This is a genomic window from Microcoleus vaginatus PCC 9802, from assembly GCA_022701275.1.
Taxonomy (GTDB): domain Bacteria; phylum Cyanobacteriota; class Cyanobacteriia; order Cyanobacteriales; family Microcoleaceae; genus Microcoleus; species Microcoleus vaginatus_A.
Map to the genome: position 1 here is coordinate 6,424,593 of CP031740.1, position 11,410 is coordinate 6,436,002.

The 11,410-nt window shown below is 46.6% G+C and carries 10 protein-coding genes; 4 read left to right on the forward strand and 6 right to left on the reverse strand.

What is annotated here, in order from left to right; translation table 11 throughout:
* Positions 1-116: 116 nt before the first annotated feature.
* Both D0A34_26485 and D0A34_26490 read right to left on the reverse strand, forming a co-directional pair.
* Entirely contained in the window at positions 117-707 is a 591-nt protein-coding gene (locus D0A34_26485; GenBank protein UNU21919.1) for a hypothetical protein, read from the reverse strand.
* 236 nt (positions 708-943) lie between these two features.
* Positions 944-1,333, reverse strand: a complete 390-nt coding sequence (locus D0A34_26490) for a DUF1830 domain-containing protein (GenBank protein ID UNU21920.1) — start codon at positions 1,331-1,333, stop codon at positions 944-946.
* 375 nt (positions 1,334-1,708) lie between these two features.
* Between D0A34_26490 and D0A34_26495 the strand changes: the two genes are divergently transcribed.
* A complete protein-coding gene (locus tag D0A34_26495; protein ID UNU21921.1) occupies positions 1,709-3,289 on the forward strand; it encodes a radical SAM protein in 1,581 nt (526 codons plus the stop codon).
* A 459-nt stretch (positions 3,290-3,748) separates the two neighbouring features.
* Positions 3,749-4,219, forward strand: a complete 471-nt coding sequence (locus D0A34_26500) for a hypothetical protein (GenBank protein UNU21922.1) — start codon at positions 3,749-3,751, stop codon at positions 4,217-4,219.
* A gap of 133 nt (positions 4,220-4,352) precedes the next feature.
* Here D0A34_26500 and ruvX read toward each other — a convergent pair whose 3' ends face one another.
* From ruvX to ntcA, 3 genes are all read right to left on the reverse strand, one after another.
* Complete coding sequence (gene ruvX / locus D0A34_26505; GenBank protein ID UNU21923.1) at positions 4,353-4,748, reverse strand: Holliday junction resolvase RuvX; 396 nt, start codon at positions 4,746-4,748, stop codon at positions 4,353-4,355.
* A 29-nt stretch (positions 4,749-4,777) separates the two neighbouring features.
* Positions 4,778-6,511, reverse strand: coding sequence for a DUF3084 domain-containing protein (locus D0A34_26510; protein UNU21924.1), 1,734 nt, complete (start codon positions 6,509-6,511; stop codon positions 4,778-4,780).
* A gap of 77 nt (positions 6,512-6,588) precedes the next feature.
* Positions 6,589-7,254, reverse strand: a complete 666-nt coding sequence (gene ntcA, locus D0A34_26515) for a global nitrogen regulator NtcA (protein UNU21925.1) — start codon at positions 7,252-7,254, stop codon at positions 6,589-6,591.
* Between the two features lie 340 nt (positions 7,255-7,594).
* Between ntcA and fabI the strand changes: the two genes are divergently transcribed.
* Positions 7,595-8,371 carry an enoyl-[acyl-carrier-protein] reductase FabI gene (gene fabI / locus D0A34_26520; protein ID UNU21926.1) on the forward strand — a complete coding sequence of 259 codons (777 nt, stop codon included), beginning with the start codon at positions 7,595-7,597 and terminating at the stop codon, positions 8,369-8,371.
* Between the two features lie 186 nt (positions 8,372-8,557).
* Complete coding sequence (gene hisB, locus D0A34_26525) at positions 8,558-9,217, forward strand: imidazoleglycerol-phosphate dehydratase HisB (protein UNU21927.1); 660 nt, start codon at positions 8,558-8,560, stop codon at positions 9,215-9,217.
* Between the two features lie 693 nt (positions 9,218-9,910).
* Here hisB and D0A34_26530 read toward each other — a convergent pair.
* Entirely contained in the window at positions 9,911-11,410 is a 1,500-nt protein-coding gene (locus D0A34_26530; protein ID UNU21928.1) for a hybrid sensor histidine kinase/response regulator, read from the reverse strand.

An 11,410-nucleotide genomic window follows, 5' to 3' on the forward strand; every position in this document is an offset into this window, starting at 1 on the left:
CCAAAGATAAAAACTAAATGTAGTACAGCTTAGTTAGGACTTCAGTCCGAGCAAGTTTTATGAGGACTGAAATCCTCAGTACAAACTTGATAACGGTTATTCTACCGGACATAATATTACAGATTGCCTTTAAGCCCGATCGCCGTGACAATCGTCCACGCATCTACCAACAGCAACAGCAGCGTACAGAAGAGCAAAATAAGATACATCCAAGGCTGCGACAAAGGGCGGACATCTCTAGTATCAATACCTGTTTTTGCTTCCACCAAACCGACTAATTTACCAAACCCAGCCACTCGCATTGGCAACAAATAGCCTTCACCCGAATGACTCAAAAAATAGTAAACTAAACCTCCTTGACCGGTCGATCGAGGTTTGAGAGCTTTCACCTCAGTCCAAGGTAGCGACCAACCCTTGCGAAACAAACGCGGAAACCATTTGGGATACGTGACTTCAATCCCTTCTTCGCTCAAAATTACCCTTTCACTGAGCACGCCGTACAGGCCCACAGCCCCGACAAAAATTGCCACCCAGAGTGCGGCGGGGGGAACTGGCGCTTTGGTTACTTCCGACAAAAAGGGCAAGGGAATTGTCAGGGCTGCGTACAAGCTCAACAGCGTGATTCTAATCAGGGGAGAAAGCCGGAATATCGCCGGCTCAAATACTGGGGCAGAAGATGGGGAAGAGGCGATCGGTTGTGCTGACATGGCTGAAATTCGAGAAGCTGTTTAATGATATTTTTGCACAGCTTTCGGGCCCGCAAGAAAACTCAGGGAAATACGAAAAACCGGACAATATTTGCAGTTGTGAGTCTTGATCTAAAATTCATTCCAGAAACTTTGATTCTTAACTGTTGAGTTTTTACCGCTTTGGAGAAGTTGGAATTTTGAGCGCGGAGTTATCAATTAACTGACAATTTATAACTCAAAACTCACAACTGCGATTAATCGACGGCGGTTAGTGCCGGGACAGTCAAAGGTTCTGAGATTTCTCGGGATTTGGGGCGGCCGACCATTACTGCTCGATCGCCCTGAACTGCCTCTGGCGATCTGCTAGGATTGACGTTTGAATAGGGGCCTTCGTTAATCTGCAAGCGATCGCAAGGAATTTTATCCGACAAAATTGCACTGGCCATCATCCCGGTGTGAATTTCCAATGCTGCCGCCGGCATCGCTTCAAACACTAAGCGCTGTCCGGGAAACACCACTCGTTCAAAGTACCAGTTAGGAATGTTGGCGATGCGAGCAATCTGAATCTGACTGGTGGCGTTGACGTAGCAGCACAGAATTTTGCTGTCGGCGTCTGAGGGTACGGGGTCAAGAATTTGAGCCATAAATGCTGAGGGAGCCTTGCCTAAAAGTTTTAGTTATCTTCTCAGGCTAACACTAGGCGATCCCAGCCTACTGTAAAGCCGACTACCAACTCCCTTACACATTAGAGACCGATCGTACCTAACTTAAAATTTAACCGGATAAATATCTGGTTTTTAACTCCCCGCTGGGATTTTCTGTCAAAATACGCTGTATTGACTTAAAAATTAGCTTTTTTCTACTGCTGTCGCCGATCGACACCAACAAGCTCGGCCTTAATCCCAATAGAAAAATTTAAGAATATTTAATGTCAAATTGCGAAAATTAGACAGATTGTAAAGTTATATTAAAAGAATATTAACATAGCTGAAAAAGTTCCACTTTAGGATATGGCAATCATGGAAAACCGAGAAAACCGAGTCCTGTACGTTCGCCTCCCTTGCAATCCTATTTTCCCGATCGGAGTTGTGTATCTTTCGGATCACGTACACAAGCTGTTTCCCGATGTCGAACAGCGCATTTTCGATTTAGGTGCGGTGCCCCCCCTGGATTTCGCTAAAGCTTTGGATGCCAGCATAGACGAGTTTAAGCCGACTCTGCTGGTTTTCTCTTGGCGGGACATTCAAATTTATGCGCCCGTGGGCGGCAGGGGCGGCAATCCGCTGCAAAATGCCTTCGAGTTTTACTACGCCAAAAATCTGCTGATCAAGTTCCGGGGAGCACTCGGAGGACTGCGTTTAGCAGCGTCTTACTACACCGAACTCTGGCGCAATTTGGGACTGATTAAGCGCGGATTGAAGCGGGCCCGGAAATACCGCCCCGAAGCTCGTGCAGTGGTCGGCGGCGGTGCTGTGAGCGTCTTTTACGAGCAGTTGGGCCGCAGTTTGCCGGCGGGAACTGTGGTTTCGGTGGGGGAAGGCGAAGCTTTGCTGGAGAAGTTGATTAAGGGCGAAGATTTGGCCGAGGAAAGATGTTATGTGGTGGGAGAAACCGTGCCGCGCGCGAAGCTAATTCACGAAAAGCCAGCCAACATCGAGAAAACTGCCTGCAATTATAACTACATCGAAACGATTTGGCCGGAGTTTTCCTATTATCTACAGGATATGGACTTCTACGTCGGAGTCCAAACCAAGCGCGGCTGTCCTCATAATTGCTGTTACTGCATTTATACGGTGATTGAAGGGAAACAAGTGCGGATCAATCCGGCGGATGAGGTGGTGGCCGAGATTCGGCAATTGTACGATCGAGGTATTCGCAATTTCTGGTTTACCGACGCTCAATTTATCCCAGCACGCAAATTCATCGACGATGCAGTTGAATTATTGCAAAAAATCATCGCCGCTGGCATGGACGACATACACTGGGCCGCTTACATCCGTGCGGACAATCTCACACCCGAGTTGTGCGATTTGATGGTAAAAACGGGGATGAATTACTTTGAAATCGGCATCACCAGCGGTTCTCAGGAACTGGTTCGGAAAATGCGGATGGGCTACAACTTGCGAGTAGTTTTGGAAAATTGTCGCGATTTAAAAGCAGCAGGTTACAACGATGTGGTTTCCGTTAATTACTCGTTTAATGTCATTGACGAAACCTTTGAAACTATCCGGCAAACTATTGCTTATCACCGAGAATTAGAGCGTATTTTTGGAGCCGATAAAGTAGAACCAGCGATTTTCTTTATCGGGTTGCAGCCGCACACAATTTTGGAAGAATACGCCTTTAAAAAGGAGATTCTGCAACCTGGTTACGATCCCATGAGTTTGATGCCTTGGACTGCGCGCAAATTGCTTTGGAATCCAGAGCCTTTGGGTTCGTTTTTCGGGCAAATTTGTTTAGAAGCTTGGCAGCGTAATTCCAATGATTTCGGCCGCGAAGTGATGGCTATTTTGGAGGAAAAACTCGGCTGTGCGGATTTGGAAGAGGCATTAACCGCGCCTGTGGAACTCAAAGACAAACAGTTGGCAGCAGTTAATTAATTACCAGGTTCGCAGTCAGGACGAGGGTTATTTAAGAAATGGGAAATGGGAGAAAAAATGTTTCTTCTGTTTCCCTTTTTATTATTCACTAAATAGCTAACTGCAAATAAACATTACCCTGTAACTGAGTCAGTTCGCGATCGCATGGGAGGCGAGAAACCCGGTTTATAGGAAAATCAAAGGTTTAGTAACGAGAAATATATGAAGAAACCCGGTTTCTCAGATCAGCGTGAACAAGTCATAAAATCTTAAAAATGTCATAAATGCAAGAGATTGCTTTCCTTCGATCGCATTGACATACTTATGTATTTTCACGGGTGTAGGGTGCACAGTTCGCACCTTACTTAAACCGACGGTGTACCGTGTTCCTGCACCTTTCACCTCTGCTATTAAATATTATTAATATCCAGCAAAGATCGCTTAAGATGTAATTATATAGTTAAAACCAGGAGTGACAAGATGTTTTATAAAGATAGGGTTAAGGGCATTAAAGGAGTAGGTCTAGTTATGGCGGGCATTAGTGCGATTCCCTTCGGGATAGCTTCGCTTCACGGCTTTTTGACAGCCTCAGCAAAAGCAACTCCACTAAATCAACCGATTGGCAAAGTTCGGGCGATCGCACCCAACACTTTGGGCAATAATCAACCGCTGCAAATTGCTCAAGTTGAGGGATGTCCGAGGGCCCAAATGGTGCACTTTTTCGCAACGCCCAACTTTTCTATATACATTTGCAAAACCCAGGAAGGCGAAATTTTTTACCGCGGCCTGAGCAAAATAAATGGCAGCCAAATCAATGTCATGCAAGTAAGGACAGGTGACGACGGAACTTATGAAGCGACTAACGGCAATATTATCTATTCGATTAACCCGGAACGCCTACAAGTCCGGCAGAATGGTAAGGTAATTTTGACCGAAGCTGTCATCAAGTAACACTAACTGTTATTTAATGATAAATTCACTAAATTTAGGGTGTATTTTATTTACGTTAAAAAGTCAAGAGCCACCCAAACACATTGATTCCTTAATCATCAAAGAGAATCAGTGGTAACGCTTATAAAATTGACTAACTTTTGTTTAAATACCTCTGAATTAGGACGATCGCCACAATATCGTCCACCGGTCTCGGCGGCGTCCGCATTCCCTTCGGAATCAAGCGGTCGAGTCCCGTCGGAGGGTACATTTGCCAGTAGCGTTCCCTTGCTTCTAAACTGCTGTACCTCTCGTCCACCTGAACAATTTTGAGCGCAGGCGACACACTCTGCGTCAGTTTTTGTTTCCAACTCTTAGAAGTCGTTTGATCTCCGATCACCACTAAATCAATGGGAAACTGTTCGCACAAAGATTGAATAGTAGATATCGCTGCTTCCGACAGCACAACTTGATGGTAGCAGACCTTCTTATCTCTACCCATTACAGCTATGCCACACTTGTCTTTACCTGGATCGAAACCTAAAATCATAGCCAGTTACCCATTATTAATTACCAAATTTATTTTTTAATTTTCACGTCTCCTGGGCCTTGTGTTTGTTGTCCGGTGCGGAAAACAACGGCTCCGTTTTCAAGAGCCACTAAATCTATTTTAAGCGGGCCGGCGATGTAAGTGACATCTGCAGCGATCGCCTGAACGTCCAGCGGTTTCTCGTACTGCTGCAACTGCTCGATAAAACCAGCTAAAGTTTCAATCTGACTGTCGGCAACTTGGACTCTACCGCCGACAACACCGATCAGGCGAGCGCGAAATTGACAAGCTTCTATCAATTGCAGCAACTGCTGTCGCACCTGTTCGTCGGTCAAAGTCACCGGATCGACAGCAACCCCTGCAATTACATCTCCAGCGCGGAAAACCACTCGATTGATTTCTGCTTCTGCAAATACCTTAATTACCTTTTCTTCCCGCAGGTAATTAGCGCCGGCGACAATTCGCACCACGTAGTCTTGACCGTCTTTAATCTGACTAATTAGTTGATCGATTTCTGCTTTAGTAATTTGAATAACCTGGTCTCTAACCTTCCTATTTTCCGGCTGCATGAGTCCCACGGTGGTTTTATTTGCTTCTTGCAAAAGCCGATCGATCGCGCGGCTCGCCATACCGGGTTCGATAATGCGAACGACGCCAGCAGCTAAAATTTGACCGCGCCTGATGGCAACTGTACCCTCGCGGATTGCCTGAAAGTCGCGTTCCAAAACTTGCACTTGCTGCTGCAAGACAGTTTGTTGCTGTTCGAGTTGAGCTTGTTGCTGTGCCAAGGTTTCTAATAGTGCTTCCCTCTCGGCAATTACTTTGTCGCGCTCGACAATAGTTCGATCGCGCTCGGCGAGATTTTGCACCCGCTGAGCAATTTCCTTGTCTCGTTGGGCAATTAGTTCGTTGCGATCAACAATTGCTGCGTCTCGCTTAACAATTTCTCCCTCTCGCTGGGCAATTTCCTTGTCCCGCTGGGCAATTTCTGCGTCTCGCTTGGCAATTTCTCGATCGCGCTGGGCAATTTGAGTTTTTACCTGCTCTCGCTGCTCGATTAACTGTTGGCGTTCCTCTTGGAGTTGGGCGATTTCCGATCCTAAAGTCGTTTTTTGAGCAGAAACTGTTTTCAATTGGTTCTCAGTGCGATCGAGCTGAGCTTGTGTAGTCGATCGGATCGTTTCAACCAGTTTCAATTGTTCTTCGGTGCGGGATTTAGCTGCTTCCACGCTGCTGAGCTGTTCTTCTGTCTTAGATTTAGCCGCTTCTACCTGACTTAACTGCTGTTCAGTTTTAGACTTGGCTGCTTGCACGCTGTTGAGCTGGGCCCGCAGCGAGTTTAATTTTGTTTGCGTCCGAGCTTGCTCGGCATTAGCTGCTTGGAGCGATTGATTAATTTGCTCTAAATTGGCTCTAGCTTGCGCTTGAGCGGCTCTGGCTTGAGCTAATTCACTTTCAACTCGATTTTTTTCTTGAGTGGCAAGGTTGATTTCTCTGCGGGCGTTGTTGAGCCTTTTTTGAATCTCGTCTATTCTAAAAACTCCTGTTCGCAGCGGCTTGCTAGTAGCAAACAAAATGGCCAGAGTAATTGCTGACAGGATGCTGCCGGCCATCACTGTCACAACAACAGCAGTATCGCGGGGGCGAAGCTTGAATAAGCTCAACCTTGCCTTGCCGACTTTCGTCCCAAGGCGATCGCTGACAGTGGCGATCACACCCCCCAACACTAACATTACAAATACCAGGATGTATCCAGCAGTCATTCCGATTTTAGATTTTGGATTTTGGATTTTGGATTGAATCTAAAATCCAAAATCCAAAATCCTATACTTTCTCGGCATCAAGTGAATTGCTGGCTTAAAGCCACCGGGTTGTGGACTGTGATCTTTTTCTTGTGGATCGAGATCATTGTTTCTTGCCTGAGATCCCCCAGCAAACGAGTCACCGTTACCCGAGTCGAGCCGATCGCTTCGGCGATCGCCTGGTGGGACAGCTTCAAATCAATCGTAATCCCCTCTGTACCGGGCACGCCAAAATCCCGGCACAGAATCAGCAAAAAGCTGACCAGTCTCGAACCCATATCTCGGTGGGCCAGCGTTTCAATCATCATCTCGGTTTGCAAAATCCGAGACGACAGTCCCCGCAGCATCACCATCGACAGTTCCGGGTCTTCCTTGAGCGCTTTCTCGACTTGTTCGATCGGCAACGAGATCAACTCTACCGGCGTAAAGGCTACCGCGTGGTAAAACCTGTCCGATCGGTGTCCCGTAATCAGAGACAGCACCCCAAATACGCTATTTTCGCGCAGGAGGGCGACTGTAATTTCTTCCCCTGCTTCGTACACCCTGGAGAGCTTCACAGCACCTCTAATGAGAACGTAGACGCGCTCAGCCGGGTCTCCAGGGAAAAAAATTGTCTTGCCCCGTTCAAAGGTTTCCACAATGGGTGGAAACGCCCCGCCGCTGATTTGGCGGAACACGGCTGCTAGCGGTCTATCATGCGTCACGACTAGATCCTTCTGTACTAATCAATACTTTATAACTTGCCGATTAACCTTATTGAGTAAATATACTGCCCAACCTCCCATATCCAAGGATTCGGTTACTTCCATCTAATGTTAAGGTAAACACGCACTGTATGATTAAATCTAGCCCTTCTCTTAACTTTTTCAATTCCGCCCCCATGTAGCTCCACAGCAAAATTAATATAATTGTGTCTCAATTGTGTCTCAATTGTGTCTCAATTGTGTCTCAATCAGTTAAAGCTGAATCAGTTGTGTCTAAACTGGCGGGGTTGTCGCACAGAGCCAATGAGAACGGTGCTAGTTGCTTCTAGAAGAAATACAGATGATAGATTTGACCGGAAAAAATGCTCTTGTTACGGGCATTGCCAACAATCGCTCGATCGCCTGGGGCATCGCTCAGCAGCTCCACAAAGCTGGGGCCAACCTCGGCATAACTTATTTGAAGGACGAGAAAGGCAAGCACGAGCGCAAAGTCGCTGAACTGGTGGAACCGCTCAATCCCAGTCTGTATTTGCCCTGCAATGTCCAAGACGAGAGCGAAATTGAGTCTACTTTTCAAACCATCGCCGACAAGTGGGGCAAGTTAGATGTCCTGATCCACTGTTTGGCTTTTGCTGGCAAGGACGAACTTTCGGGAGATTTCACCAACACTTCGCGCCAAGGTTTCTCCAATGCTTTGGATATTAGCGCTTACTCGCTGGTACGGCTTTGTGCAGCAGCTAAACCGCTGATGGCCGAGGGTGGCAGTATTGTGACGCTGACTTATTTGGGCGGCGTCCGGGTAGTTCCTAATTATAATGTGATGGGAATTGCTAAGGCGGCTTTGGAAATGAATGTTCGTTATCTGGCTGCTGAACTGGGCCCGTTAAATATTCGGGTAAATGCGATTTCTTCTGGCCCGATTCGGACTCTGGCTTCGTCAGCAGTTGGCGGTATTCTTGACATGATCCACCACGTTGAGGAAGTGGCGCCGCTGCGGCGGACGGTGACTCAGCAGGAAGTGGGAAATGCTGCGGCTTTTCTGTGCAGCAATCTCGCTAGCGGAATTACGGGTCAAGTTTTGTATGTCGATGCCGGTTACGAAATCATGGGAATGTAACAGTTGTCGAGAATTTTGAGTTATGTAGGGGCGGGTTGAGACAATAAACTTTAACTTTAACAAGTAAGTTTTATGCAAAAGCCGCCCCTTTCGAGAGTTTTGAGTTGTGCATAATTCTCTTAACTAAACACTTGAGAATCAGCGCTGCTCAATCTGTAATCTTCAATTACTAATTATCAATAACTAATGAATGACCCATTGCGAATTATGGAGATAATAGATCGCCCTTCTGTACCTCCTGCAACTTCAGTTCAACCAGCTAGGGCCGCCTTGGTGAAACGCACGACACTGGAAACGGATGTCACGGCCAGCCTCAATCTCGACGGTGTGGGAACTTGCAAGGCGTCTACGGGGATTCCGTTTTTAGACCATATGTTGCACCAGATTGCTTCTCACGGATTGATCGATTTGGACGTGCAGGCGATCGGGGATTTGGAGATTGACGACCACCACACGAACGAAGATGTGGGAATTACCTTAGGTCAAGCGCTAGCAAAAGCTGTCGGCGATCGATCGGGCATTTCTCGCTTCGGGCATTTCATCGCACCTTTGGATGAAGCTTTAATTGAAGTAGTGCTCGACTTTTCGGGACGGCCTCACTTAAGTTACAGCTTGGAAATTCCCAACCAGCGGATCGGCACTTACGATACTGAATTAGTCAAAGAGTTTTTTGCGGCGGTGGTGAACCACACTCAAATGACACTGCACATTCGCCAGTTGCAGGGGGGAAATTCTCATCACATTGTGGAAGCGGCGTTTAAAGCATTTGCGCGAGCTCTGCGGATGGCGGTAGAAATCGATCCGCGGCGCGCCAGTCGGATTCCGAGTTCTAAAGGGGTTTTGTAGTATGGGGTTTGCAGTAGCGCTTCTGGGCTACTGCAAAGCTGTCACTCAAAATATATCTGCTATAGATAGCCTTTCTCACGTTTCTGGAGGTACAAAATGACTAACCCTCCTTGGCTGGAAAATATCAAATAACAAAAATCAGTTCGCTATAATTCAATCGAGGAGTATGCGCCCCACGCCGACAATGGGAACCAGGGTTGACCTGCAGTCGCCTATTTTTTTGATACATTTTTGATACAACAGATGGGGGAAATGGAGCATCTGAATAAATCGGGAAACATCTACCGTTATTTGCTGCTAAAGCAATGTCTCTAGCCTTAAATTGCGAGTGTTCTGACGGGTGCCCTAAATGCTTGATTCAGCTTGGCTTTCCCCAACAAAACCAGGGATGGCACAAGAAAGTTGGTGTGTTTCGGGTTGAAGCAATAGTAGCTAGTTCTCCAAATTAACAGTCTATAAAGTAGCATTGCACCTACCAACTCGTGAAACTTAAACAAAAATACCAGATTTTCTCCGCAACTGCGAACACTAAGCGCTGGAAGACTGTAAAGCTACTTTTAAACTAATTAAGCCGGACGAGCTTTGGTGAGGAAACTTGACAAGCAGCGGCTCCACAACTTTTTTTAAGCTGGCTAGATTGGGGAGTAGTTGAAAAAATTAACCCTATGGATTCACTAACTTTTTTGCAGAAGATCAAGCTGACAGCGACAAGACAGGAGACTCCTGCCGAATCGGAATCTCAATAGTAAACTCTGTTCCCCCGCCTGGTGCAGAAATACACCCCAAGCTTCCCCGGTGTTTTTCCACTACAATTTGCCAGCTAATCGATAGCCCAATCCCTGTGCCCTTACCGGGGGGTTTTGTCGTAAAAAACGGGTTAAATACGTGGCGACGAACCTCTTCCGAAATCCCTGGCCCATTGTCCACAATTCGGACAGCTACCCAATTGCTGCTTGTTACTTCTGTGCTAATCCGAATCACGCTAGGATTCGCTTTAATTTCTTCTAGCGATCTCTGCGTATTCCACTCGTCAATAGCATCGATCGCATTTGCAAGTACATTCATAAATACCTGATTCATTTCTCCCCCATAACAGTCCACTTCGGGCAGGTTTGGGCAATAGTCCCGCACCACTTCAATCGAGGGGCGCTCTGAGTTAAATTTTAGTCGGCTCTGTAAAATCATCAGCGTGCTGTCCATGCCTTCGTGAAGGTTGACCGATCTCATTTCATATCCTTCTTGCCGTGCGAAAAGGCGCAAAGATAAAACGATTTCGCGGATGCGATCGGCTCCTAAGTACATGGATTTGAACATTTTAGGCAAGTCGTCTTTGAGATAATCTAGCTCGCTGGCTGCGATTTCTGCTTGTATATCTGGAGCCGGATTAGGATAGTGCTTTTCGTAGAGGTCAAGGATAGTGACCAAAGTTTTTGAATATTCCAGAGCATAGGAAAGATTTCCATAAATAAAATTAATTGGATTATTGATTTCATGGGCTACGCCAGCTACGAGCTGACCTAGCCCGGACATTTTTTCGCTCTGAATGAGCTGGCTTTGCACCTGCTTGAGTTCGTGCAGGGAATTTTCGAGCTCTAGGGCTTTGTGCCGCTCTCGCGCTTCCGATGCTTGCAAAGCTACTTCTGCAAGCTTGCGTTCAGCAGCCTCCTGCTTGAGGCGTTCATTCGTTTGGGAAAGTTCAGCGGTGCGCTCTTCTACTCGCCTCTCGAGCTCTTGTGTCAAAACTTGTAGGTCGGCTTGCGCTCGCTCGCGCTCGATAATTTGCGCCTGAAGCTTTTTAGTTAGATTTCGCAGATTCAGGTGCGTGATAGCCCGAGCTAAAACTTCTTCCTGTTGAAGGGGCTTAGTGATATAATCAACTCCCCCCACATTAAAGCCTTGGACTTTGCTTTCTGTATCGTCCAGCGCGGTCATAAAAATGACTGGGATATCTTTAGTTAAGTCATTCGCTTTCAGATGTTGACAGGTTTTAAATCCGTTCATCTCTGGCATCAGAATATCCAACAAAATTAAATCCGGCTGGGAATATTGCACTTTTTTGAGAGCGCTAGACCCACTGCGAGCTACCCAAACAGTGAAGCCAGATGCGGTCAAAAAATCCAATACTGAGCCCAGATTAGTGGGCGTATCATCCACAATTAAAATGGTGCCTCTGTCTAAAGATTCGCTAGTCAT

What these genes read in the sequence shown, in the direction of transcription:
- D0A34_26500 (UNU21922.1), top strand. Translation starts at nt 3,749, where the DNA reads ATGTTTTATAAAGATAGGGTTAAGGGCATTAAAGGAGTAGGTCTAGTT.
- fabI (UNU21926.1), top strand. Translation starts at nt 7,595, where the DNA reads ATGATAGATTTGACCGGAAAAAATGCTCTTGTTACGGGCATTGCCAAC.
- hisB (UNU21927.1), top strand. Translation starts at nt 8,558, where the DNA reads ATGAATGACCCATTGCGAATTATGGAGATAATAGATCGCCCTTCTGTA.
- D0A34_26530 (UNU21928.1), bottom strand. Translation starts at nt 11,410, where the DNA reads ATGACTAGCGAATCTTTAGACAGAGGCACCATTTTAATTGTGGATGAT.
- ruvX (UNU21923.1), bottom strand. Translation starts at nt 4,748, where the DNA reads ATGATTTTAGGTTTCGATCCAGGTAAAGACAAGTGTGGCATAGCTGTA.
- D0A34_26495 (UNU21921.1), top strand. Translation starts at nt 1,709, where the DNA reads ATGGAAAACCGAGAAAACCGAGTCCTGTACGTTCGCCTCCCTTGCAAT.
- D0A34_26485 (UNU21919.1), bottom strand. Translation starts at nt 707, where the DNA reads ATGTCAGCACAACCGATCGCCTCTTCCCCATCTTCTGCCCCAGTATTT.
- D0A34_26510 (UNU21924.1), bottom strand. Translation starts at nt 6,511, where the DNA reads ATGACTGCTGGATACATCCTGGTATTTGTAATGTTAGTGTTGGGGGGT.
- D0A34_26490 (UNU21920.1), bottom strand. Translation starts at nt 1,333, where the DNA reads ATGGCTCAAATTCTTGACCCCGTACCCTCAGACGCCGACAGCAAAATT.